General features: G+C 70.6%; 19 protein-coding genes and 1 riboswitch. Of the genes, 9 read left to right on the top strand and 10 right to left on the bottom strand.

Going from position 1 to position 24,816, the window contains the following annotated elements; all coding sequences use genetic code 11:
* The first annotated feature begins 313 nt into the window (after positions 1-313).
* Positions 314-2,392: a hybrid sensor histidine kinase/response regulator gene (locus tag LR393_RS28930; RefSeq protein ID WP_231488226.1), complete on the top strand. Its 2,079-nt coding sequence runs from the start codon at positions 314-316 to the stop codon at positions 2,390-2,392.
* Between the two features lie 72 nt (positions 2,393-2,464).
* Here the strand turns inward: LR393_RS28930 and LR393_RS28935 are convergent, their stop codons facing one another.
* Positions 2,465-3,478: an Lrp/AsnC family transcriptional regulator gene (locus tag LR393_RS28935; RefSeq protein WP_231488151.1), complete on the bottom strand. Its 1,014-nt coding sequence runs from the start codon at positions 3,476-3,478 to the stop codon at positions 2,465-2,467.
* A gap of 114 nt (positions 3,479-3,592) precedes the next feature.
* Here LR393_RS28935 and LR393_RS28940 point away from each other — a divergent pair, with 114 nt between their 5' ends.
* A complete protein-coding gene (locus tag LR393_RS28940; RefSeq protein WP_231488153.1) occupies positions 3,593-5,107 on the top strand; it encodes an MFS transporter in 1,515 nt (504 codons plus the stop codon).
* Positions 5,108-5,235: 128 nt separating this feature from the next.
* Here LR393_RS28940 and LR393_RS28945 read toward each other — a convergent pair whose 3' ends face one another.
* The 3 genes from LR393_RS28945 to LR393_RS28955 all read right to left on the bottom strand — a co-directional run bounded on the left by LR393_RS28945 (position 5,236) and on the right by LR393_RS28955 (position 8,917).
* Positions 5,236-6,096 carry an LLM class flavin-dependent oxidoreductase gene (locus LR393_RS28945; RefSeq protein ID WP_231488155.1) on the bottom strand — a complete coding sequence of 287 codons (861 nt, stop codon included), beginning with the start codon at positions 6,094-6,096 and terminating at the stop codon, positions 5,236-5,238.
* A 117-nt stretch (positions 6,097-6,213) separates the two neighbouring features.
* On the bottom strand, positions 6,214-8,346 hold the full coding sequence (locus tag LR393_RS28950) for a methyl-accepting chemotaxis protein (protein WP_231488157.1): 2,133 nt from the start codon (positions 8,344-8,346) through the stop codon (positions 6,214-6,216).
* Positions 8,347-8,431: 85 nt separating this feature from the next.
* Positions 8,432-8,917: an Lrp/AsnC family transcriptional regulator gene (locus LR393_RS28955; protein ID WP_231488159.1), complete on the bottom strand. Its 486-nt coding sequence runs from the start codon at positions 8,915-8,917 to the stop codon at positions 8,432-8,434.
* A 150-nt stretch (positions 8,918-9,067) separates the two neighbouring features.
* Between LR393_RS28955 and ald the strand changes: the two genes are divergently transcribed.
* The 6 genes from ald to LR393_RS28985 all read left to right on the top strand — a co-directional run bounded on the left by ald (position 9,068) and on the right by LR393_RS28985 (position 17,757).
* Complete coding sequence (ald, locus tag LR393_RS28960) at positions 9,068-10,183, top strand: alanine dehydrogenase (RefSeq protein ID WP_231488160.1); 1,116 nt, start codon at positions 9,068-9,070, stop codon at positions 10,181-10,183.
* Positions 10,184-10,359: 176 nt separating this feature from the next.
* Positions 10,360-11,478 (top strand): thiamine pyrophosphate-dependent enzyme, encoded by a 1,119-nt coding sequence (locus tag LR393_RS28965; protein WP_231488161.1) that lies wholly within the window; start codon positions 10,360-10,362, stop codon positions 11,476-11,478.
* A complete protein-coding gene (locus LR393_RS28970) occupies positions 11,475-12,512 on the top strand; it encodes an alpha-ketoacid dehydrogenase subunit beta (protein ID WP_231488162.1) in 1,038 nt (345 codons plus the stop codon). Before LR393_RS28965 ends, LR393_RS28970 begins: the two co-directional genes overlap by 4 nt.
* Complete coding sequence (locus tag LR393_RS28975; RefSeq protein ID WP_231488164.1) at positions 12,505-14,040, top strand: dihydrolipoamide acetyltransferase family protein; 1,536 nt, start codon at positions 12,505-12,507, stop codon at positions 14,038-14,040. The genes LR393_RS28970 and LR393_RS28975 overlap by 8 nt, the downstream gene beginning before the upstream one ends.
* Before the next feature lies 1 nt (position 14,041).
* Positions 14,042-14,242, top strand: a riboswitch (cobalamin riboswitch).
* Positions 14,243-14,271: 29 nt separating this feature from the next.
* A complete protein-coding gene (locus tag LR393_RS28980) occupies positions 14,272-15,774 on the top strand; it encodes an ABC transporter substrate-binding protein (protein WP_231488166.1) in 1,503 nt (500 codons plus the stop codon).
* A gap of 222 nt (positions 15,775-15,996) precedes the next feature.
* The gene (locus LR393_RS28985; protein WP_231488168.1) at positions 15,997-17,757 is read left to right on the top strand and encodes an ABC transporter permease subunit; all 1,761 of its coding nucleotides are present in this window, start codon (positions 15,997-15,999) and stop codon (positions 17,755-17,757) included.
* Positions 17,758-17,766: 9 nt separating this feature from the next.
* Here LR393_RS28985 and LR393_RS28990 read toward each other — a convergent pair whose 3' ends face one another.
* The 3 genes from LR393_RS28990 to LR393_RS29000 all read right to left on the bottom strand — a co-directional run bounded on the left by LR393_RS28990 (position 17,767) and on the right by LR393_RS29000 (position 20,451).
* A complete protein-coding gene (locus LR393_RS28990; protein WP_231488169.1) occupies positions 17,767-18,876 on the bottom strand; it encodes a J domain-containing protein in 1,110 nt (369 codons plus the stop codon).
* Positions 18,877-18,915: 39 nt separating this feature from the next.
* On the bottom strand, positions 18,916-19,680 hold the full coding sequence (locus LR393_RS28995; RefSeq protein ID WP_231488170.1) for a dienelactone hydrolase family protein: 765 nt from the start codon (positions 19,678-19,680) through the stop codon (positions 18,916-18,918).
* Between the two features lie 63 nt (positions 19,681-19,743).
* Positions 19,744-20,451, bottom strand: a complete 708-nt coding sequence (locus tag LR393_RS29000; protein WP_231488172.1) for a FadR/GntR family transcriptional regulator — start codon at positions 20,449-20,451, stop codon at positions 19,744-19,746.
* Between the two features lie 139 nt (positions 20,452-20,590).
* Between LR393_RS29000 and LR393_RS29005 the strand changes: the two genes are divergently transcribed.
* Positions 20,591-21,673 carry a M20 family metallopeptidase gene (locus LR393_RS29005; RefSeq protein ID WP_231488174.1) on the top strand — a complete coding sequence of 361 codons (1,083 nt, stop codon included), beginning with the start codon at positions 20,591-20,593 and terminating at the stop codon, positions 21,671-21,673.
* Positions 21,674-21,675: 2 nt separating this feature from the next.
* Here the strand turns inward: LR393_RS29005 and LR393_RS29010 are convergent, their stop codons facing one another.
* From LR393_RS29010 to LR393_RS29020, 3 genes are read right to left on the bottom strand one after another with little or no spacing between them, the layout of a single operon-like run.
* Entirely contained in the window at positions 21,676-22,530 is an 855-nt protein-coding gene (locus LR393_RS29010; protein ID WP_231488177.1) for a carbohydrate ABC transporter permease, read from the bottom strand.
* Positions 22,527-23,468, bottom strand: coding sequence for a carbohydrate ABC transporter permease (locus LR393_RS29015; protein ID WP_231488179.1), 942 nt, complete (start codon positions 23,466-23,468; stop codon positions 22,527-22,529). The genes LR393_RS29010 and LR393_RS29015 overlap by 4 nt, the downstream gene beginning before the upstream one ends.
* A 6-nt stretch (positions 23,469-23,474) precedes the next feature.
* Positions 23,475-24,737 (bottom strand): ABC transporter substrate-binding protein, encoded by a 1,263-nt coding sequence (locus LR393_RS29020; protein WP_231488181.1) that lies wholly within the window; start codon positions 24,735-24,737, stop codon positions 23,475-23,477.
* Positions 24,738-24,816: the final 79 nt, after the last annotated feature.

Consider the following 24,816-nt stretch of genomic DNA (forward strand, 5'->3'; position numbering starts at 1 on the left):
CTTCGAGCGCCGACCACGACGCCCCGAACTGAGGCCGACAGGTCCGCGTTGTGTACACCTGGTACATCCGGTACCGGATGTACCAGGTGTACACAACGCTTCCCCTGCTCAGCCGTGGATCGCCCTCCGGCCACAGTCCCGAGCGGGCCGGAAACACCGAGCCGGCCCCGTCCCCGGCCGGGGCTGATCCGACCGGGTGACGACCGGGGTGGCTGCTCACCCGTCCGGCTCCTGGGGTCGAAAAGGCCGTGTGGGCGCGGATCAGGGAACGACCCGGCACGTGGGTCCGTGGCCTACGGCATCGGTCGTGGTGATGGTGCCGATGTTCACCGTCGTCTACGCCGTGGCGGTGCTGCTGGGCCGGCTCTCCCGGCTGCCCGGCACCTCCCTGTCCCTGGTCTGGCCGGCCGCCGCCGTCGCGTTCGCCTGGCTGCTGTGGGCCTCGTCCCGGGGCCGGGCGCCGTTGATGGTCAGCTCGGTGGTGCTGGCCGCCGTCGCCACCGCGATCAACCACCTCACCGGCAACCTGTCCCTGCCGGTGTCGCTGGCGCTGGGCGTCGCCAACGTGATCCAGGCTCTGGTCGAGACGGCCGTGCTGAGCCGGTTGCGGCCGGATGCCTGGCGGCTGAGACGCTCGGCCGACCTGGCCTTCTGGGTGCTGGCCTGCCTGGCCGGGGCCGCGGCCGGCTCCCTGCTCGGCCCCGCCGCCCTGGCCACCTCGTCCCACCTGGAGTTCTGGAACCTGGCCGGGGCCTGGACGCTGCGCAACGCCACCAACACCTTCGTCTTCGCCGCGCTGGCCCTGCGGATCGCCGGGAACGGCCTGGCCGGGCTGGTCCCGCCCCGCGACCGAGAACTGGAACTGGTCGTGGCCACGCTGCTGTTCACGGTGGCCTACGGGGTGGTCTTCGGGCTCGCGGACGGTCTGCCGCTGTCCTATCTGGTGCTGCCCCTGTCGATGTGGTTCTCGTTGCGGTTCGACACCACGCTGGTAGCCGCCCATGTGTGGCTGGTGGCCGCCGGCGTCCTCAGTTTCACCCTGACCGGCCACGGACCGTTCGTGGCCACCTCCCCCGCCGCCCGGGTCCTGCTCGCCCAGGCGTTCGTGGCGATCGTGGCGCTGGTGGCCCTCGTCCTCGCGCTGCACCGCGACGAACGGCAGGAACTGATCACGCAGTTGCGCCGGGCCCGGGCCACCTCCGACGAGCAGGCGCAGGAGCTGCGCGTGGCGTCCCGGCACAAGAGCGACTTCCTGGCCACGATGAGCCACGAGATCCGCACGCCGCTGAACGGGGTGCTCGGCTACACCTCACTGCTGGCCGAGAACCCGGGCTCCCCGCAGACTCCCGAGTGGATATCGGGCGCCGACCGGGCCGGGCACGTGCTGCTCGACATCGTCAACGACAGCCTGGACGTGGCCAAGATCGAGGCCGGCGGGATCGACCTGGAACAGGTCCCGCTGGACGTGGTCGCCGTGGCCCGGGAGGCGCTGCTGCCGTCCCGCCCGCGGGCCGAACAGGCCGGGATCCAGCTGACTCTCCAGACCCCCGAGGGCCTGCACCGCTACCGCACGGGCGATCCGACCCGGCTGCGGCAGATTCTCACCAACCTGATCGCCAACGCGGTGAAGTTCACCGATCAGGGGTCGGTCACGGTCACGATCGAGGACGCGGGTGACCGCGTGCGTCTGGTGGTCGCCGACACCGGGATCGGGATGGACACCGAGCAGATGAAGAACCTGTTCCGGCCCTTCGTGCAGGCCTCGTCCGACACCACCCGGCGCTACGGCGGCACCGGCCTGGGCCTGTCGATCGCGCAAGGGCTCACGCTGGCGATGGGCGGGCACCTGAGCGTCAGTTCCGAGCCCGGCCGGGGCACGCAGATGTGCCTGCTCGTGGTGCTGCCCCGCACCACGGCGCCGGTTCCGGTCGCGGCACTCCCCCGTCCGCGCCGGTCCCCGGAGGCCACCCTGGCGGGCAAACACGTGCTGGTGGCCGAGGACAACGAGACCAACCAGCTGATCGCCCGGGCCATGCTCACCTCCCGCGGGCTGGTGGTGGACATGGTGGACGACGGCGAGGCCGCGGTCGCGGCGGTGCGGGCCGGCACCTACGACGCCGTCTTCATGGACGTGCACATGCCGGTGCTGGACGGGCTCGAGGCCACCCGGCGCATCCGCGCGGACGAACTCACCCGGGGCCTGCGCACGCCGGTGATCGCGATGACGGCCAACGCCTTCGACGACGACCGGCAGGCCTGCCTGGAGGCCGGGATGGACGATTTCCTGCCCAAACCCTGGAAGGCCGGCCAGCTCTCGGAGGTCCTGGAACACCTGGCCACCGGCGACTTCCCGCAGCGGCGGGGAAAGCTCTCGGCAACCCCCGAGAATTGAGGAACCCCCCTCCTGGTTCGTGATCAGGCACAGTGTCCCCGGAGTTCTGCAACCCTCCGGGCGGAGCCCGGGTCAGTCGGCCGGGGCAGCCAGGCGCCCGTCCCTCATGAACGTCCCGTTCTGCTTGAGACGGCGCAGGATGGGCGAGATCTCGAGCTGCTGCACCCCCGGGACGGATCCCACTCGCCGGGTGACGTACTGGTAGAGGTGTTCGGGGTCGCGGGTGATGGCCGAGGCCGTGAGGTTGCGGTTGCCGCTGATCGCCGCCACGTAGGCGATCTCCTTGTGCTCGGCCAGCTCCAGCCCCACCCGGTCCAGGTCGGCCGGGGCGACCGTCAGCCAGAGCGTCGCGTGGGTGAAGAAACCCAGGGCCTCGATGGCCATCTCGACATCGAAGTAGAACAGCCCGGCGTGCACCAGCTCGTCCAGGCGCCGCTGCACCCGGGCCGCGCTCCAGCCGGTGGCCTGGGCCAGCCGGGAGACCGGCGCCCGGCCGTCGGCCCGCAGCCCCGCCAGCAGCGTGTCGTCGTCCGGGCCGATCGGTACCGCCGGGTCGGCACCCTCGACACGCATCAGGGCCCCCCGCCGGATCTCGGCCACCTGCGCCGGGTCCAGCTCCGTCAGGTGACCCATCGAACCGAGGCGCTCGTCGAAACGGTGCATCACCATCTGGGCGGTGAAGTCGATGACCTCCTTGGTGTGCGGCAGGCGGCGCAGCAGCAGTTCCCGGCCGGGCTCGGTGCCGTATCCCGTGTGCGAGCGCGCCGCGCACAGGATCTCGGTGCCGCCCGAGGTCAGTGACACCCAGGAGACGTCGGGGCGCTGGGCCAGGGCGTCGGCCAGCGGGCCGGCCGCATCGGGACGCGCCCGGATGCGCACCATCCAGTTGCCCTGACCATTGGCGAAGGGGTCGACGACCCCCATCACCCGCACCACTCCGTGCTCGCGCAGCCGCCGGAACCGGCGAGCCACGGTCTGCTCGGAGACGCCGGTGAGTGACGAGAAACGGGCGAACGGGATGCGAGGATCCAGCCGCAGCGCGTGGATGAGCTTCTGATCCAGATCATCGGTCGTGAGGATTTCCATCAAATCACCACCCTTCGATGGAGGATTCTAATGCTCTGAGGACTTCTGGCGACATTCGCCGGACTACTTGCCCCATGCTCCTGCCATCACCCGCAAACTACTGGGAGTCGTTCCATGCGTAAGTGGACCCCGCTGCTGGCGGTCTGCCTGGGCACCTTCATGTTGCTCATCGACATCACGATCGTGAATGTCGCCCTGCCCGACGTCACCCGCGACCTGGACGCCAGTTTCAGCCAGGTGCAGTGGGTGATCGACATCTACGCCCTGAGTCTGGCCGCACTCATGCTCGGCGCCGGGGCCCTGGCCGACGCGCTCGGCCGTCGCCGGGTGTACCTGGCCGGCCTGACGGTCTTCGCCGCCGCCTCGGTCGCCTGCGGCCTGTCGCAGAACATCACCGTGCTGATCATCGGCCGGGCCGTGCAGGGCATCGGCGGCGCGGCGATGTTCGCCACCACCGTGGCCCTGATCAGCGTGTCCTACTCCGGCCGCGACCGGGGCACCGCCTACGGCATCTGGGGCGCCGTGGCCGGGGCCTCCGCCGGTGTCGGCCTGGTCATCGGGGGCGCGCTCACCGACCTGCTGTCCTGGCGCTGGGCGTTCTGGGTCAACCTGCCGGTCTCGATCCTGGCCATCGCGCTGTCGCTGATCGTGTTCCAGGACGCCGAACGCCGCCGCGTGCGCCTCGACGTGCCCGGCATGCTCACCTTCACCGCGGCCGCCGGCCTGATCACCTACGCGATCATCGAGGCCGGCGAGGAGGGCTGGACCGCCACCACCCCGATCCTCACGGCCGTGCTCGGCGTGATCGCCCTGGCCGTGTTCGTGCTGCTGCAGCGCCGCACCGCGAACCCGCTCATCGACCTGGGCCTGCTGCGCAGCCCGGTCTTCACCGGGGCGGTGCTGGCCGCGGCGGTGCTCTCGTCCACAGCCTTCGGCTCGAGCGCCCTGATCTCGATCTGGCTGCAGTCGGTCGTCGGCCTCAGCCCGCTCAAGACCGGCCTGGTGCTGCTGCCCATGTCGGCCGTGGCGTTCACCGTGGCCGGTGGTCTCAGCTCAAGGCTGCACGGCATCCCGGTGGCCCGGCCGATCGGGGCCGGGCTGTTCCTGATCGGGTGCGGCACCCTGCTGATGCTCTTCGTGCACCCCGAGTCGTCGTGGACGGCCCTTCTCGCGGGTCTGCTCGTCGTCGGTCTCGGCGTCGGTATGGCCACTCCCCCGCTCACCGCCGCGGCCCTGTCGGCTGTCCCGGTGCAGCGCAGCGGCATGGCCTCGGGTGTACTCAACACCGCCCGCCAGCTGGGCCTGGCCTTCGGTGTGGCGATCCTCGGGTCGGTGTTCACCTCCCGTGCCGCCGACACCCTGGCCTCGCACGACGTGCCCGGTGCCGACGGGCTGGCCTCGGCCGTGTCCGGCGGTCAGACCCAGGCCGTCCTGCGGGCTGCCCCGGAGAACTTCCGGGGCCAGCTCGAGACCGCCATCCACGAGGCCTTCGCCTCGGGCCTGCACGGCGCCTTCCTGATCGCCGGCCTGGTCGGCGTGCTCGGCTCGGTGATCGTGTTCCTGCTGCTGCGCCGGGAAGCCGCCCCTCAGCCGCAGACCACCCCCGAACCCGCCACCGCCGCGAGCTGACCCCCAACCCCTCCAATCCTTCCGTGATCATGCAAAACCTCCCCGGAGTTCTAGAACTGCGAGACCGAGAGTTCTAGAACGCTGGGGAGGTTTTGCATGATCACGAAGAAGTGGGTGGGGTGCTCGCCCTAGCCGCCGATCTGGGCGATGATCCCGTCCCGCACCCGGTGGGCCACCTGGTCGGTGTACGGGGCGGGCAGGATCAGCACGATGTGCCCGAATCCCGCCCCGATCGCCCGTTTCACGGCCTCGCGGGTGCCGGCCGGGTTCTGCGGGTCGGCGGCCAGGGCCATCGAGCGGGTGATCTCGTGCGGGTCGCGGCCGATCTCCCCACAGAACCGGTCGAGCAGGCGGCTGCGGTCGACGCAGTCGTCGAGGTCGCCGCCGGCGATGTTCCAGATGTCCGCGTGCCGGGCCACCACTCGCAGAGTGCTCGCCGCCCGGCCCGCGAGCAGGAACGGCTTGGGCGTGGCCGGGCGGGGGTTGCAGAAGGCTCCGGTCAGGTCGACGTACTCGCCGTGGAAGTCGAAGGGTTCGGGTTCGGTCCACAGTCGCCGGATCACGGTGCAGGCCTCGTCCAGCGCCTTCACCGCATCTCGAGGTTCCTGGAACGGCAGTCCGTGCGCCGGGTACTCGCGCCGGGCCGACGGCGGGTTCGGCCGTGATCCCACACCGAGACCGAACTCCATCCGGCCACCGGCGACCACGTCGACGGTCGCGGCGATCTTGGCCAGCATCGCCGGCGGGCGGAACCGGTTGCTCGTGACCAGCAGACCCACCCCGATCCGCGTGGTCTGGGCGGCCAGGGCGCTCAGCAGCGACCAGCCCTCGAAGGCCGGGCCGCCGGGATCGCCCCCGATCGGCATCAGGTGGTCGAAGAGCCAGGCGTGCCCGATCTCCGGCACCTCGTCCGCCTCCTTCCAGACGCGCACGAGATCCTCGTACGCCACCTGCACAGGCGGGGTCATGATGCCGAAACTGGTTGCCATCGGGCCCTCCGGGAGATCAGTGGCCGCGCCACGCAACGGAACCTTGCTCCGCAAACATACGGAACATCGTTCCGCATCGCAACGACAGCGGCGACCGCTTCGTCCTCCCTTGACAGATCAGCGGGCGAAGCGCTCCACCAGACGGGTCAGCTCGCGCGCGTTCTCATCCAGCGTGCGCGCGGCCTCCCGCGAACTGCCCACCGCCGTCAGGGTGCTCGCGACGGTGTCCTTGACCTCGCCGATACCGGCGCTGATCTGGGTACCGCCGGCCGTGACCAGGTGCACGCTGCGGCTCATCTCCGAGGTCACCGAGCTCTGCTCCTCCACGGCACCGGCGATGGCCTCCTGGAAACTGCTGACCCGCTCGATGGCGTCGCCGATGGCCACGATGGCCGCCACCGCATCGTCGGTATCGGTCTTGATCGCGTTGACCCGCGTGGTGACGTCGACGGTGGCCTCGGCCGTCTGGCGCGCCAGTTCCTTGACCTCGTTGGCGACCACGGCGAAGCCCTTGCCGACCTCACCGGCCCGGGCCGCCTCGATCGTCGCGTTGAGCGCCAGCAGGTTGGTCTGGCCGGCGATCGCGTTGATCACCTCGATCACGTCGACGATCTGGGCACTGGAGTTACCCAGCCGGTTGATCACGGCGCGGGCCTGTTCGGTGCGCTGCACCGTCTCCTGGGCCACGGACGCGGCCTGGGTGGCGTTGCGCGCGATCTCACCGATGGCGGCGGACATCTCGTTGGAACCGGTCTCCATCGTGGCCATCGTGCGGGCCACGTCGTCGGCCTCGGTCGCGACGTGCGTGGTGCGGGCGGCGACCGCGTCGGCGGCCCCGGCCACCTCGTCCCCCACGCTCGTGACCTGATCGGCGGCCCGGGCCACCCCGGTGGCCGTGCGGGCCATGTCCGAGAGCAGGGAACGGATCTCGCCGACCGCCGTGTTGAGGGCCGCACTCATCGTGCCGATCTCGTCCGTACCCTCGGTGACCTGTACGTTCAGGTCCCGCCGGGCAACCTTGTCCAGGGCCGCGGTGAGGGTGTCCAGCCGCAGCACCGTGCGCCGCGCCCAGTACCAGGCCAGGCCGCCACCGATGACGGTCAGCAGCACGGCCGCCAGGGCCAGGATCATCAGCATGCTGCTGCGGCCGTCGCTCAGAGCGTTACTGGCAGCGGCATAGTCGGGGTTGTACGTCTGCACCGCGATGGCCCATTTGTAGGGCGTGTAGTACATCACCCGTACCGTGCTGTCGGCCGCCGTGGCATTGTCCCGGCCGGGCAGCCTGTACTCGCCCGTCCACTCCTGGCCGTCCTCGAGTTTGGCTGCTGCGTCGACGATCTGCTGGACGTAGGGGGCGCCCGAGGCATCCACGACCTCGAGCGGCTTGTCCCCGGCCGGGGCCGGCAGACCCGAGGCGATGATCCGCCCGCGGTCGGCGGTCTCGTTGCTGAAGATCGAGACTCCGCCGTGCTGGCCAATTTTCGTGGCCGCGATGCTCTCGGTCAGTTCATTGATCGCGTCGGCCTGCGGAACCCCGAAGAAGACCGCCCCGATCACGTCACCGTTCGCGTCCTTCAGCGGGTCGTAGGCCGTGACGTACCAGGTACCGACCACCTGGGCCACGCCACGATACGGCTTGCCGGCCTTGATGGCGGCGACCACGGCGTTCGGGCTGCCGTCGGCGCCCACCGACGGGATGTACGTGCCGATGGCCCGTCTGCCCTCGGCATTGGTCACATTCGTCGCGACGCGGAGCAGGTCACCGGCCTGGTTCATCCGCTGGAAGATCGTGACGCTGCCGCCCACCTTCGCCGCGAGGGTGTCCACGACGGGGGTGGCCTTCTTCACGTTCCGGTTCTGGCCCAGCCAGGTGCCCTCGACGTTCACCCGCGGCAGCTGGACCGTGCCGGCCTTCTGGCTGACCTGGTTGACCGCGTTCCACGTCACCGTCGAGTCGCCGAGCTCGAGCCCGCCCTTCTCGGCGAGATCGGCCAGCGCCACGGTGTTCGCCCGGTTCACCCGGTCCTGCGTGGCCGCCCCCGCGTTGTTGACCAGCTGATAGACCTGCGACGTGAGACTGTCGAGCTCACTGTCGCGTTGATCGGCGATCGTCTCGTCGGCCTTGTTGCTGAAGACACCGCTCTGCCAGGCGGCGACCCCTCCCAGCACCCCGGCCGTCAGCACGATGCCTCCGACACCCAGCAACAACAGGGTGACCCGCAGGGTCACGGTGCGCGGCGGTCTTCTCACACTCTGCTCCTCGACCCGGAACAGCACCGACTGAAGCTCCGGGGGCGGGCAATCGTCACCGATCGGCGCAACACACCGCGGGCAGCTACCGATGCGACCCGGCCACCAGGTGCTCGAAGATCACGTTGGTCTCGGTGAAACCGACCTCCCGCCGCGCGCTCAGGTTGCGCACCACGAAATCGCGCAGGGCGGCGGGTGACTCGACCGCGATGTGGACCTGGAAGTCGTTGGCCCCACCGAGGAAGAACACATTGAGGACGCCGTCGAGCGCCGCCATCTCCTGGGCGAAGGCCCCGATCCGGTGGCGGGACGGGGTGGTCAGGCGCACCGCCACCAGGGCCTGCAGCGAACGGCCCATCGCCTCGGGCGACAGCTCGGCGCGAAAACCCCGGATCACCCCCGCCTCCTGCAGACGGCGCACCCGCAACAGGCACGTGGACGGCGCGACCCCGACCCGCGCGGCCAGCGCGTTGTTCGGCAGACGGGCGTCCGCGACCAGCTCGGCGAGGATCTGGCGGTCGATCTCGTCGAGTTCGGCCGGGCCCTGACCGGATCGACGATTGTTCGCCATGACAAGCCTTCCACCTGGGCGGATACGAATTCGTCAGCAGACTAACCGGTCAAAATCGAATATCCTTCGACGAAACAACCTGGAAACGGAATCATCACGCACTCTGCCGTCACGAGGCCGGACAGGCCCCTTCGTGACAAGGAGCGCAGCATGCTGGTCGGTGTCCCCCAGGAGATCAAGAACCACGAGTACCGCGTGGCCATCACCCCCGCCGGGGTCCGCGAGCTGACGCTGCGGGGGCACGACGTGGTCATCGAGCGCGGCGCCGGCATCGGCTCGGCCCTGCCGGACGCCGGCTACGAGGCGGCCGGGGCGAAGATCCTCGACACCGCCGAGGAGGTCTGGAGCGCCGCCGAACTCGTACTCAAGGTCAAGGAGCCGGTGGAGGCCGAGTACTCCCGGCTACAGTCCGGGCAGACCCTGTTCACCTACCTGCACCTGGCCGCGTCCCGTTCCTGCACCGACGCCCTGCTCACCGCCGGCACCACCGCCGTGGCCTACGAGACCGTGCAGACCGACGCCGGCGCCCTGCCCCTGCTGGCCCCGATGAGCGAGGTCGCGGGCCGTCTGGCCCCGCAGGCCGGTGCCCACCAGCTGATGCGCTCGGCCGGCGGCCGCGGTGTGCTGCTGGGTGGGGTGCCCGGTGTGCGCCCGGCCCGCGTGGTCGTGATCGGCGCGGGCATCTCCGGGATGAACGCCGCCACGATCGCCGCCGGGATGGGCGCCGAGGTGCAGCTGCTCGACCTGGACGTGGACCGGCTGCGCGCCGCCGACCAGGTCTTCGGCGGCCGTGTACGGACCATCGCCTCCTCGGCCTTCGAGATCGAGCAGGCCGCGCTGCAGGCCGACCTGGTGATCGGCGCGGTACTGGTGCCCGGTGCGAAGGCCCCCATCCTCATCTCCAACGACCTGGTGCGCCGGATGAAGCCAGGTGCCGTTCTCGTCGACATCTCCATCGACCAGGGCGGATGCTTCGAGGACTCGCGTCCCACCACGCACGCCGAGCCGGCCTACGCGGTGCACGACACGATCTTCTACTGCGTGGCCAACATGCCCGGCGCGGTGGCGAGCACCTCCACCCGCGCCCTCACCAACGTCACTCTGCCCTACGCGGTCGCGCTCGCCGACCGGGGCTGGAAGGACGCCCTGGCCGCCGACCGGGTGCTGGCCCGCGGCCTGAACACGCACGACGGCAAGGTGACGTACGCCCCCGTCGCCCGGGCCCACGGGCTTGAGTACACCGAGACGGCCTCTCTCCTGGGCTGATCCGTTCACGAGAGGCCCGCCGGACGATTCCGGCGGGCCTCTCGTGCGTCGCTCCCCCACCCCACCGACGCGAGCTCGTACGCGTCCACCATTGACGCACCGCCACCCGCAGGCAAGGATTAATGACCGTACGGTCAGTATTTCGCGTCCGCATTCAAGGGTGAAGGTGGAACCGGGTGACTGAGGGTTGGCTGGGCCTGTTGCCGTCCGAGGGGCCGGTGCGGCTCATCGATGCCGCCGGCGTCGCGACCGGTGACGGCACGTACGAACTGCCCGATCACGAAACGCTCGTCGCGCTCTACCGGGCGATGGTCGTGGGCCGTCGGTTCGACGCCCAGGTCACGGCGCTGACGCGGCAGGGGCGCCTCGCGGTCTACCCCTCCTCGCGGGGTCAGGAGGCCTGCCAGGCCGGGACCGCGCTGGCGTTGCGCCCGCAGGACTGGCTGTTCCCGACCTACCGCGACTCGGTCGCGGTGGTCACCCGCGGGGTCGATCCGGTGGACGTGCTGGTCAACTTCCGCGGGGACTGGCACTGTGGGTACGACCCCTACGAGCACCGGGTCGCGCCGCAGTGCACCCCTCTGGCGACGAACACGCTGCATGCGGTCGGAGTGGCGCACGCGGCCCGATTGCGACGTGAGGACGCGGTGGCGGTGGTGCTGCTGGGCGACGGGGCCACCAGCGAGGGAGACACGCACGAGGCGCTGAACTTCGCGGCCGTGTGGAAGGCGCCCGTGGTGTTCGTGGTGCAGAACAACGGGTATGCCATCAGCGTGCCACTGCACCGGCAGACCGCGGCTCCCTCCCTGGCGCACAAGGGTATTGGTTACGGCATCCCCTCGACCCTGGTTGACGGGAACGATGCGGCGGCGGTGCATGCGGCGGTCTCCGGCGCGATCGCCTCCGCCGCGGCCGGGGGTGGTCCTGCGCTGATCGAGGCCCTCACCTACCGGATCGAGGCGCACACCAACGCCGACGATGCCTCGCGGTACCGGCAGGACGACGAGGTGGCCGGCTGGCTGGAGCGCGACCCGGTCCGGCGGCTCGCCGTCTTTCTTTCTTCCTCAGGGGTTTTCGATGCGGCTGGGTTCGATGCCGAGGCCGAGGGTCTGGCTGCCGGATTGAGGACGCGGATGGGCACCGATGCACCGGTCTCACCGTCGCATCTGTTCGAGTACGTGTACGCGCGGCCGACGGCCGCGCTGGCCCGGCAGCGGGCAGACGCGCTGGACCTTCCGGTAGGGGGAGGGGCCACGATGGACGGACAAGAACCCGGCGGGAGGGGGATCCGGTGAGTACCGTGACCGAACGCGCAGGCCAGGTGAATTCAGCGGTGCATCAGCCGGTCTCGCTGGCCGGGGCGCTGAACCGGGCACTCGGTGACGCGCTGGAGGCCGACGAGCGGGTGGTCGTGTTCGGGGAAGACGTCGGGCCGCTGGGCGGGGTGTTCCGGGTGACCGACGGCCTGGCCGCGCGGTTCGGGTCCGACCGGGTCTGGGACTCGCCGCTGGCCGAGTCCGGCATCGTCGGCACCGCGATCGGCATGGCGATGAACGGGCTGCGCCCGGTGGTGGAGATGCAGTTCGACGCCTTCGCCTACCCGGCCTTCGAGCAGATCACCAGCCATCTGGCCAAGATGCACAACCGCACCAGAGGCCGCGTCGGGTTACCGATCGTGGTGCGCATCCCGTACGGGGGCGGCATCGGTGGGGTGGAGCATCACTGCGACTCCTCCGAGGTCTACTACACGCACACCGCCGGGCTGCGCGTGGTCACGTGCGCCACGCCGTCCGACGGGTACCGCCTGCTGCGCCAGGCCGTCGACAGTCCCGATCCGGTGATCTTCCTGGAGCCGAAACGCCGCTACTGGAGCAAGGAGACGATCGATCTCGCGGTGGAGGGCCCGGAGCTCCACCAGGCGCGGGTGGTGCGGCCGGGTACCGATGTCACGGTGATCGCGTACGGCGGCACGGTGGAGACCGCGCTGGAGGCCGCCCGGATCGGCCACGACGAGGGGTACGACCTGGAGGTGGTCGACCTGCGCAGCCTGAGCCCGTTCGACGACGAGACCGTCACGGCCAGCGTGCGGCGTACCGGCCGGGCCGTGGTCGTGCACGAGGCGGCGGGGTTCTGCGGGTACGGGGCCGAGGTGGCCGCGCGTCTCACCGAGCAGTGCTTCCATTCCCTCGCCGCCCCGATCCTGCGCGTCACGGGGTACGACATTCCTTATCCACCGCCCAAACTCGAGCACCAGCACCTGCCCGACGCCGATCGCGTCCTCGACGCGGTCAGCCGCCTGCAGTGGGAAGAGGGGCCCCGTCATGGCTGACTTCCTCCTGCCCGACCTGGGCGAGGGCCTGACCGAGGCCGAGATCGTGACCTGGCTGGTGGATGTCGGCGACGAGGTGAGCGTCGACCAGCCCGTCGTCGAGGTGGAGACCGCCAAGGCCTCGGTCGAGGTCCCGGTCCCCTTCGCCGGTGTCGTCACGGTGTTGCACGCCGAGCCGGGCGACGTCCTGGCCGTCGGCACACCCCTCATCACCGTCGCCGAGACCCGGCACTGGGAGCCGTCCTTCGGTGGCCTGCGCGAGCCCGGCGTGGAGGTCGCCCCGCCGGAGACAGACGCTGCCGGCGGTGACGAGAACACCGGCAGCGGCAACGTCCTGGTCGGCTACGGCACCTCGGCCGAGGGAACCCCCACGCCCCGCCGCCGCAGACCCCTGCGTCGGCCGGGCACACAGACCACTGCCCCCGAAGCTGCCGCCGTCACCGGCGCGGGCACCCCCTCACCGGCTCCCCGCGCTCTTCCACCGGGCACGGAAACACACGCCCTGCGCGTCATCTCCCCGCTGGTCCGGCGCCTGGCCCGCGACGCCGGGATCGATCTGCGTCAGGTGAGCGGCAGCGGCCCCGGCGGCCTGATCCTGCGGGCCGACGTCGAGCAGACAGCCCGAACCCAGACCAACCAGCTTCCCGGGCCCGGCGATGTACCGCACCCGGCCCCCACCACCGCGAAGGCCGCATCACCCGGCCCCGCATCACCCGGCCCGGCATCACCCGCACCCCTCTCGCCGGGAACTGGTTCCTCCGAAAGTCTCCGCACCGCAGCATCTCCGCGTCCCTCTTCCAGCCCCGCCTCCGCACCGTCCCCCGACCGCGGATTCGAGCGCATCGCCCTGACCGGGATCCGGCGGATGGCTGCCGAGAAGCTCAGCCGGTCGCGGCGGGAGATTCCCGAGGCCACGATCTGGGTCGATGCCGATGCGACCGGGTTGCTCGAGGCCCGGGCCGTTCTCAACGGCTCATCTCATGGTTCGGCCCAGGGGCCGTCGGTCAGCATCGTCGCGTTGCTGACCCGGTTCACCGTGGCGGGGCTGCGGCGGTATCCGGAGCTGAATGCCACGGTCGAGGGTGGGGAGATCCATCGGCATCGGGCGGTGCATCTGGGGTTCGCGGCGCAGACGGATCGGGGTCTGGTGGTGCCGGTGGTCAAGGACGCGGATCTGCTCAGTACCCGGCAGCTGGCCGGGGCGATCGGCGCGATGGCGGAGAGAGCGCGGGAGGGGGTGCTCACGCCGGGTGATCTGAGCGGCGGGACGTTCACGGTCAACAACTACGGGGTGTTCGGCACCGATGGCGCGGCGGCGATCATCAATCATCCGGAGGCGGCGATCCTCGGGATCGGGCGGATCGTCGAGCGGCCCTGGGCCGTGGCTGGTCAGGTGGTGGCGCGGCAGGTCACGCAGCTGACGCTGAGCTTCGATCACCGGGTGTGCGACGGCGCGGTGGCGGGTGGTTTCCTGCGGTTCGTCGCCGACTGCGTGGAGAGGCCGGTGACAGCGCTGGGTGACCTCTGAGGTAGCGTGAGGATGCCGTGGTGTTCGGGAATTCCGGTGTGATACCGGAGCGGCCCTCGCCACTGTGATCGGGAAGCTGCCGGTTCGCACAGTCCGAATCGGGCGCCACTGGGTGGGACCGTCCTGACGGGACCGCCTGGGAAGGTTCGCCGGCAGCGCTTGACCCGAGAGCCAGGAGACCGGCCACGGCACTTGTTTCGCAACCACGAGGTGCTGGAGGCGGTCTGTTCCATGGACCATGCGCGTGTTCTGAAGACTTCGGCGATCGCTACGGCGTTCGTCCTCTCCCTGCTCCCCCTGGCCGCCTGCGGCAGCGATTCCGACGCTGCCGGTAGTGACGGGCCCCAGACCCTGCGGTACGCCTACGCGTTCACACCGGTCGCGGCGCTCTCCCCGTACAGCGACGACGCGGTGACCAGCTACGGCGTCGGCGCCACGGAGACCCTGGCCAAGCTCGACGCCTCCGGCAGCCCCGAGGCGTCGCTGGCCACGGGCTGGGAGCAGACCGACGCCAGGACCTGGGAGCTCACGCTGCGCCCGGGCGTGACGTTCCAGGACGGCACCGCTATGGACGCCCAAGCCGTGGCCGGCTCCCTGACACACGCCACCGAGGCCGACCCGGCGCCGCGCTCGCTGTCGGGCACCGACCTGACCGTGACCGCCGACGGCGACACCAAGGTCACGATCGTCACCAAGACCGCCGACCCGGTGTTGATCCAGCGGCTGACCTCGCCCGAGCTGGCGATCCTCTCGGCGAAGGCGTACGCCGACCCGGCCTCGCCGTCCGTGGTCGGCACCGGAACCGGTCCGTACACGATCACGCAGCTGAACGGCACGACCTCGGCCGACCTGACGGCGAACACGAGCTACTGGGGCGGGCAGCCCGCGCTGGCCGGTATCGAGCTGAGCTTCGTGGCGGACGGCGACCAGCGCGCGTCCGCGCTGCGGGCCGGTCAGACCGACGTGGCGCAGGCCGTCCCGGCCGACCAGCTGGAACCGATCGGCACCGATCACGTGCTGGCCGTCCCCCTGCCGCGCACCGTGTCGCTGCACCTGACGCAGAGCTCCACGGTGTTCAGCGACCCGGCCCAGCGCGAGGCCTCCCGCGCGGCCCTCGACGGCCTGGACCTGGCCGGCACCATCTACGCCGGTGCCGCCGACCCGGCCAAGGGGCTGTTCTCGTCCGTGTCCACCTGGGCCGACGACCGCCCGACGCCGGACTACCCGAAGGCCGCGACCCCGCAGAAGCAGAAGATCACCCTGGCCACGTTCTCCGACCGCCCGGAGCTCGCCGAGATCGCCACCGTCGTCGCCGACCAGTGGCGCAAGGCCGGGTTCGACGTCAAGACGGTCGTGCAGGAGTACAACCAGATGGAGAGCGACTACCTGGCCGGCACCTACGACGCCGTGATCATGAGCCGCTCGTACGGGCAGGACACCGCCGACCCGATCAGCTACCTGCAGGCCGACTTCAGCTGCGACGGCGGCTACAACATCAGCCGGTTCTGCGACAAGACCCTCGACGCGGACCTGGCGAAGGCCGCCACCCAGACCGACGTGAACGCCCGCAACCAGGCCGCGGTCGCCGCCGAGCACGTGGTGCTGTCCGACGTCGCCGTCATCCCGCTGATCCACGACCGCACCCAGTTCGGCCTGGCCGACGGGGTCTTGGGACTGGCCGGTGACCCCTGGGAGCGTGCGGTGATCACGGCGAAGACCACGATCAGCCACTGATCGTCGCCCCATGAACGTGCCCGTCGTGTCCCCGCTCCTGCACGGTCCAGGGGCCCGGCGATGCGGCGGGCCGGGCCCGATGGCCGACCACGCCCGCCCCACCACCTCTTTCGTGGTCAGGCAGTCCCTCAGCACCCGTCCGGGGAAGGTCTGCATGATCACGAATAAGGTCGGGCGCCACCGCACCCGCACCCGTGCTCGTCACGTCACCGGGACAGGCCGATGAGCCGCGGATCGGCACCGTCCGGGCTGCGTTCCGTCCCCGGCACTTTCGCCACGTTCCTGCTCCTGCTGGTCGTGGTCGCCGCGCTGCCCTGGCTGCGGGGTGAAGACCCGGCGCAGACCGTGCTGCGGGTGCGCTTCACCGCACGGGGTGACGACCCGGCCGCGGTCGAGGCTCTGCGCCGGGAACTGGACCTTCCCTCGTCCCCCATTTCCGGGGTGCTGACCTGGCTCTCCCACGCCCTGCGGGGTGATCTGGGCACCAGCTGGGTGAGCCGCCGGCCCGTCGGTGAGCTGGTCGGCCCGGCGCTGGGCACGTCGCTGACCCTGGCCGGCACCGCCCTGGCGATCGCGATCGCCGTCGCCGGGCTGCTGCTCACCCCGACGATCCGGCGGGGCGCCCGCTCCGGCCCGAAACCCCGCTCCCGCCGTCCGGGTCTGCTCTCCGGGCCGGTGCCGGCGGCGCTCGCGGCCCTTCCCGAGGTCGTGGTGGCGGTCGCCGGGGTACTGCTGTTCGCCGTGACCTGGCGGGTACTACCGGTCTTCGGCTGGAACGGTCCGGCGAGCGCGGTGCTGCCGGGACTGTCACTGGGTCTTCCGGCGGGAGGGCTGCTCGCCCGGATGCTCTCGGCCAGTGCCGAGCAGATTCTGACCGAACCGTGGGTCCGGGCGTGGCGGGCGTCCGGTCTGGACCTGCGTCCTCTGCGCCGTGCGGTCGTGCGCCGCGTGGTCGCGGTGGGGGCGCCGCAGGCCGTGGTGGTGGGTATGTCGATCGTCGGTTCCTCGGTCGCGGTGGAGAAGGTCTTCTCGATCCCGGGGGCAGGCACGCTCGCTCTCGACGCGGTGCTGGCCGAGGACCTGCCCGTGGTGCAGGCGGTGCTGGCCGGGGTCGTCGTGGTCGGTCTGGTCGCCGCGGCGGTGGCCGCCGCGGTGCACCGGGTGCTCGCCGTGCCCGATGCCGAGCGCGCCGCCGGCGAGCCCACCCACCGGGGCACCCAGAATGAAGGACGACGCACCGCCTGGGTCCTCGTCCTCACTTTCGCGCTGGTGGTCGCGTCGGTCGGGTGGTTCCGCAACGGCACCGCGACCGATCTCTCCCTCCGCCTGGCCGCCCCGAGCCTCGCCCATCCCCTGGGCGCGGACGCCGTCGGGCACGACCAATGGGGACGCCTCGCGCACGGCACCCTCCTCACCGTGTCGCTGGCCGCGGGCATCACGCTGCTCGCGCTGGTGATCGGGGCACTGGCCGGCACGGCGGCGGGTCTGGCCGCACCGGGCCCCACCCCGGGCGCTCTCGACGTGCTGGCCACCGTGCCCTCGAACCTGGCCGGGCTGCTGGTCGCGGCCGCGCTCGGGCCGGGCCTGCGCGGGGCCTGCCTGGCGGTGCTGCTCGTAGCCTGGATCCCGCTGGCCGTGCACGCCCGCACCCTGGCCTCCGAGGCCCGGTCGGCCGGATACGTGCGGGCCGCGATCCTGACGGGGGCCGGTCCCGGGCGACTGCTGCGGGTGCACGTGCTGCCCGCCGTGCTCGGACCCCTGTTACGTCACGCCCTGGTCCGCCTGCCCGCCGCTGCCCTCGGCATAGCCGGCCTGAGCTTCCTCGGCCTGGGCGCCGACCCCGACCGCCCGGAACTGGGCGCCATGCTCGCGGCCGGGGTCGGCTACCTGGAGACCGCGCCCTGGCTCGTGCTCGGCCCGGCCGGCATCCTCGTCATCCTGGCCGTGCTCACCACCAGCAGCGCCCGTTCTGCTCAGCACTGATCAGACTGATCAGAACGGCACCCGCACCGCCACGAGAAACCCGAGCACCACGAAGACCACGGCCAGCACCACCACGCCCAGATCCGCCCCCGATGCCGCCCGCCGCCGCGGGAAGACCCGCACCCGGGGCAGGCCCAGCGAGGGCAACGCCGGCAGTCCCAGCCGAGGCCCGCGCGGCATCCCCACCCGCGGAAACCGCGGTAATCCCAAGCGCGGCAGGCGAATACGCCGCCGTCGCCGAGGACCCCGCGGCGACGAGACCCGTGAACCAGTACCCGTCCGGTGAGGATCGGTGAAGGGCACGGACGAGGCGGGTGGGGTGGGCCGGGCAGCGGGGCGAGCGCTTGGCCCAACCCCTTGTCCGTGATCATGCGAACTTTCCCGGGGAATGTATGCACGATCACGCCCGGATGAGGGGGATGTCGTGGTGCGGGCGGCCGGGCGGGTATGCAGCCCGTCTTCGCCGTCGTGGTCAGGGGTTCCCACCTTCGGCCCGGAAGCGTACTCACCGCCCTGGGGAAAGTTTGCATGATCACGAACAGGGGTGGGAGTGGCTCCGCCCGGGGCCGAAGGCTCACTGCCGGAAGCCGACTCGGGCCGGGTTCGGCGTTCCTCCTCGGCTTCCCGCCGCTGCCGGCGACGTTTCGCCACCTCCGCGCGGCTGGCGTCCAGAGGCCCGGTGCCACCTCCGGACTTCCACAACGCCGTATCCCGGTCACGGCCGTCCCACTGCTCACGACGCTGCCGCTCGGCCCACTCCGCCGCCCGCTCGGCCATGCGCTCGCCCGCCGAACTTCTCAGGGCCGAGGTTCTCAGAGCCGGACGACGGGTGGCCCGCCCCGAGAACCGCCCCCAGTACGGATCGGCCTGCCGCCGGGTCAGCACGAACGCGTCGTACGCGGCCCGGTGCCGGATCAGCCAGCGGTGCGCGGTGGTGACCTGGTGGGTCTCGTCCTCGACCCCTGAGTCATCACCACGCTCCGGCCGGCGGTCCGGATGCAGCTCGAGCATGCGCTGCCGGTAGCCCTTGTTGATCTCGTCCGGCCCGGCGCTCTCGGCCACCCCCAGTACCTCGTAGGCACTGCGACCGGAGAGGTCGTGGAAGCGGACGGCGTTCACCGGGAGATTGTCCCGCACCCGGCCGGGCGTCGAGGCGGCTTAACCCAAGGTCTCCGAGAACAGGTCGAGCATGGCCCGCCAGCTGCGCCGGTCGGCGAGCTCCCGGTACGGCGGGATACCGGGCAGCGTGAACGCGTGCGGGGCCCCGGCGTAGACGGTCACGGTCCAGTCCAGCTCCTCGCGGGTGCGCAGCTCGTTCTGGAACGCGACCAGGGTCTCGTCGGGCACCACCGGGTCGGAGCCACCGGTCAGCACCAGCAGTGGCCCGTTGATCTTGTCGACGTCGGCGGGCTCGTGCACCACCAGAGCACCGTGGAAGGACACCGTCGCGGCCACCGGGGCGCCGGTGCGGGCGAACTCCAGCGCCGCGCTGCCGCCGAAGCAGTAGCCGATCACGGCGATGCGGGCGTTGTCGGCGCGCTCGTCGAGCACCACCCGGTCGTAGGCGGCACCCACCCGGGCCTGCAGCAACGGCAGGTCACCGTAGTACTTGCCCGACTCGGTCTCGCAGTCTTCCATCGCCTCGAACCGGCGCCCCTGGCCGTAGACGTCCGCGCAGAACACGAAGTAGCCCAGCCGGGCCAGCATGTGGGCGCGGGCCTTGGGGTACTCGCGCAGACCGGTCCAGTCGTGCACCACGACGACCGCCGGGCGGGGCCCGGTGAGCGCGGCGTCGAACACCACGAAACCTTCGAGCGTGACGCCGTTGTGGTCGTAGACCACGACCTCTTCCTCGATCCGCGCGTCCGGTGAGAGCGGTACGCGGTCGATCAGGTCACGATGCACGGGGGAAAAGTCGGTCACTCTCGGTCTCCCAGGTCTAGAAGGACGGGTGGTTGCCCTCTCAACCTATTCGCAGGCCGGGTCTCACCGCTCGCCGAGCCGGTTCACATCGATGCGCGTGTACACCTCCCGCAGGACCGCCAGGTGGCCCCGCATCGCCCGGCTCGCGGCCCGGCTGTTGCGATCGCGCACGTGCTGAAGAATCTCGACGTGATCGGCCCCGACCCGGTCCCAGAACTGCGGGTCGTTCTGCTCGCGCCCGAACCGGTCGCGCAGCACCGCGAACACCGGCCGGGCCGTCATGTCGAGCACCGGATTCCCCGCCGCCCGCAGCAGCAGGATGTGGAACTCGCCGTGGTCGCGGCCCCGATCGGCCTCGGGCCCGGTCAGGGTGGCCTCGAGCCGCCGCAGGTCGTCGTCACTACGCCGCCGGGCCGCCAGATCGGCCGCCGGAACCTCCAGCTGAGAGCGCATTTCCAGCAGCTGACCGACGGTGACGCGGCTGCGCGACAGCAGGGTGAGCGCCGTCTGCAGGTAGTCCGCCACGTCATCGGGCGACGGCTCGGCGATGAAGGTGCCCCCGTTGACACCGCGCACACTGGTCAGCATCTTCTGCGCCGACAGCACCCGCAGGGCCTCGCGCAACGTGCCCCGGCTGACGCGCATCCGGGCCGTCAGCTCGCCCTCCGGGGGCAGGCGGTCGCCGGGCCGCAGATCGCCCTCGACGATCATCCGCCGCAGTTCGCCGGCCACCCGCTCGTACTCCAGCGGACGAGGCCCATTCTCGGACATGCGCCCACGCTAGCGGCAGATCAGGCACTCAGCGCACATCGCACCCGACCTACCGTGACGCTACGACGCTCCGGAACCAGACGGGTACGCAGGGCCATGGGGATCGACGGTATTCGGCGCGAACCGTACCCTTCGGCGCATGACCCCGGACCTCGCGACCATGCTCGACGACCTGCGCACGCTGATCGAGGTGGAGTCCCCGTCCGGCGACCTGACCGCTCTGAATGCCTCGGCCCAGGCGGTCGCCACGCTGCTGGAGACCCGGCTGGGCGGCACCGCGACTCTGGTCGAGAGCCCCGCGGGCCCGCACGTGCGCTGGAGCGGCGGCGGCGAGCCCCGCGTCCTGATCCTGGGCCACCACGACACCGTCTTCCCGCTCGGGACCCGGCACCGGCGTCCCTTTGCCGTGACCGACGGAAACGTCTACGGACCGGGCGTCTTCGACATGCTCGGGGGCCTGGTCCAGGCCGTTCACGGCCTGGCGCTGCTGGACGGCCTCTCCGGCGTGGAGATCCTGGTGACCTCGGACGAGGAGATCGGCTCCGCAGCGTCCCGCCCCCTCATCGAGGAACTGGCCCAGCAGTGCGGCGCCGTCCTGGTTTTCGAGGGATCCGGCGACGGTGGCGCGCTGAAGACCGCCCGGAAGGGCTGCGGCACCTTCGAGATCACGATCACCGGCCGCGCCGCGCACGCCGGCCTGGAGCCCGAGAAGGGCATCAACGCCCTGGTCGAGGCGTCCCACCAGATCCTCGCGATCGCAGCCCTGGCCGACCCCGGCCTCGGCACCTCGGTGGTGCCGAGCATGAGCACGGCCGGCACCGCCAGCAACGTGGTCCCCGCCCAGGCGACGATCACGGTGGACGTGCGGGTCGAGTCGTCCGGTGAGCGAACCAGAATTGAGGACGCCGTAGCCGGCTTGGTCCCGCGCCTCACCGGTGCGACGATCACTGTGAGCGGGGGCATTCACCGTCCACCCATGACCCCCGACCTGTCCGCCGACCTCTTCGCGATCGCCCAGAGGTTCGACCCCACCCTGAAAGCCGTTGCGGTGGGCGGAGGCAGCGACGGAAACCTGACCGCGGCGGTCGGCGTACCCACCCTCGACGGCCTCGGCGCCGTCGGCGGCGGGGCCCACGCCGACCACGAGTACCTGGTGGCCGCCACGATGCCCGACCGTGCGCGCCTGGCCGCCCACCTCGTCCATCATTTGATCTGCATCTGAGCCTATTTCACCGCCCCCGCCACCAGCCCGGCCACGTAGTACCGCTGCAGCAGCAGGTACAGCGCGACACAGGGAATGGCCGTCACCGCGACCCCGGCCTGCATGATGCCCCAGTTCAGGGTGCCGAGCTGGTTGGACGCGAGCACGGTCAGGGTGACCGGCAGGGTGAACCGGGCCTCGTCGGTCACCAGGACCAGGGCCGCGAAGAATTCGTTCCAGCAGGTGAAGAACGTGAAGAGGGCGGTGCTGATCAGGCCGGGGATCGCGATGGGCAGCATCACCCGGAGCAGGGCCGAGAGGTAGCCGCAGCCGTCGATCAGGGCCGCCTCCTCGATACTGGCCGGGAGGGCGGCAAAGCTGTTGCGCATGAGGAAGATCCCGAACGGCAGCTGGAACGTGGTGTAGACCAGCACCAGACCGAGCAGGCTGTTGTTCAGGCCCAGGGTGTGCAGGATCGAGAACAGCGGAGTGATCACGGCCTGGAACGGGATCATGAAGGTGGCCAGGATCAGGAAGAAGAGCACGCCGCTGCCGGTGAAGCGCATTCTGGCGAAGCCGTACCCGGCGAGCGTGGCGAACACGACGGTCAGCAGGGTGGCGCCGGCCGAGACCAGCACGCTGTTTCCGACGTGGGTCCAGATACCGACGGCCCCGGTGTTTCCCAGGGCCTGGTAGTTCTCCGGCGAGATCCCGTGCGGGTACAGCGTGGGCGGGTTCTGCGTGGCCTCCGCCGAGCTCTTCAGCGACTGGCTCAGCATGATCCACAAGGGATAGAGCACGATCACGCTGACACACAGGCAGGCGGCCCACCAGGCGGCCCGGGGCAGGCTCTGGCGCACGTCGGTGATGGTTCTCATGAGAAGTCCGTCTTCCGCAGCAGGAGCATCTGAACGGCGCTCACCGCACCCAGCACGATCATCAGCTGGGCCGAGAGAGCCGCTCCGTAGCCGAGGTCGAAGTTGATGAACGAGGTGCGGTAGATCTGGTAAACAGCCGTGATCGTGCTGTTCGAGGGCCCGCCGGCGGTCATGATGAAGAACTGGTCGAACGCCAGCAGCGATCCGGCCACCGAGAACACCAGCACCAGGGCGAGGGTGGGACGCAGCAGGGGAAGAACGATGTGCACGAACGACTTCCAGGGTCCGGCACCGTCGATACGCGCCGCCTCGGTGATTTCGGCCGGGATGGCCTGCAGGCCGGACAGCAGCAGGATCATTTGCATGCCGGTCACCTTCCAGACCACCATGAGCACCACCACGACCAGGGCACCGGCGCTCGTGGAGAACCAGTTCGACTCCCGGGTGCCGAGCCCGGCGTGCACCGAGAGGTCGCTCAGTGGGCCGATTCCCGGCTGGGCCAGGTACAGCCACAGATACGCGGCGGCGGCGAACCCGATCACCACCGGCAGGAAGAAGACCGTCTGGAACACCCGCGCCGGGCGGCCCGGACGGTTGACCAGCACCGCCAGGGCCAGGCCGGACACGAACAGCAACGGCGTGATGAACACCGTGTATTTCAGGGTGAACATCACCGAGTCCAGCCAGTTCCGGTCGTGCAGGGCGCGGGTGTAGTTGTCCAGCCCGACCCAGCGGTGCTCGCCCAGCAGCGGCCAGTCGTGCAGGCTCATCCAGAACGTCATGACCAGCGGGATCAGGAAGAAGATCCCGACGACCAGGAGCGCCGGCGACACCAGCGCCAGACCGGCGAGCTGCCGGCGGCGGCGCTGGGTGAGCCAGGGGGTGGGGCGGCGACGGGCCGTGGCCGTGCGCGGCGTCGGACTGAGCGTGGTGACCATCGTCGATCAGCCCGCGTCGATGATGGCCTGAGCGGCCTTCTGGGCCTCGGCCTGAGCCGCCTTCACGTCGCCGCCGCCGAACACCGCCTTGTTGATCATTGTCGCCCAGGGGCCGTTGTTGTCGTTGATGATGGCGTTCTCCACCACGCTGTACGGGGTACGGCCGGTGCTCATCGACTCGCCGAGCACCTGGTACCGGTCGTCGTCGGTGCCGTAGATCGAGCCGACCAGGTCGGTGCGCACCGGCACGATCGAGTTCTCCGCCAGGATGGTCTGGGCCTGCTCGTCCGTCGCCCACTTGACGAAGTCGTAGGCCACGGCCTTGTTCTTCGCCCCGGCTGTCACCGCGATCTCGTCACCACCCGCGAAAGAGGCAGTTCCACCATCTTTCCCGACGATCGGCGCGACCCCGAAGTCGATCTTGTGGTCCGCCGCCAGGGTCTGCACGAAGAACGCGCCGAGGTTGACCATGCCGATCTTGCCGGACTGGAAGGTCGAGCCCTGCGTGGCCCCGCTGTCGGTCTTGGACGAGGGCGCCATCAGGCCCTCCTGCCACAGGGTGCGGTAGAACTCCAGCGCGTCGGTGACCTCCGGGGAGTCGAACTGCGCGCTCCTGCCGTCCTGGCTGAGCACCTCTCCCCCGCTGGCCCACACGTGCGGGGCGAACTCGAAGATGTTGCACCCACCGCACTGCCCGGCCATCACGAACCCGTAGTTCCCGCCGCCGAGCTTCTTGATCGCCCGGGCCGCGTCGAGCATCTGCGCGTAGCTGGTCGGTGGCTTGTCCGGGTCCAGGCCCGCCTTCGTGAAGAGGTCCTTGTTGTAGAACGTCACCGAGGCCTCGGCGGTGAACGGCAGCGCGTACGTCTTGCCCTCGTACACCGCCAGTTTGCGGTGCGCCTCGCTGAGGCTGTCCTTCCAGGGGAGTTCGTCCTGCACGGCGGTCAGGTCGTCGAGCACCCCCTTGGAGGCGAAGTACGGCAGGTACACCAGGTCGATCGAGGCGATGTCGGGGCCCGAGCCCGACGCCGCCGCGGTGCCGAACTTCTGCACGAAGCTGCCCGTCGGCACCACCGACACCTTCACCTTCCCCTCGTGCGAGGAGTTGTAGGCGCCCGTCAGCAGATTGATGAAACCCTTCTGGTTGTCCCGGGCCCAGAGCGTCGCCGTGCCGACGGGCTCGTCGGTGGCGCTGCTGGTGTTCTCGTCATCACCGCCGCAGGCCGCCAGCCCCAGGAGGGCGGTGGCGACAGCGGCGGCAACTGCCACGAACCTCGTTGTCCTGACCGTTCTGCGCATGACGACTTCGCTTTCCGCCCGCGTCCGTCCCTGGCACAGCGGGCTGCCG

Origin of the sequence: Kineosporia mesophila, assembly GCF_021129235.1 — a bacterium.
Lineage (GTDB): Bacteria > Actinomycetota > Actinomycetes > Actinomycetales > Kineosporiaceae > Kineosporia > Kineosporia mesophila.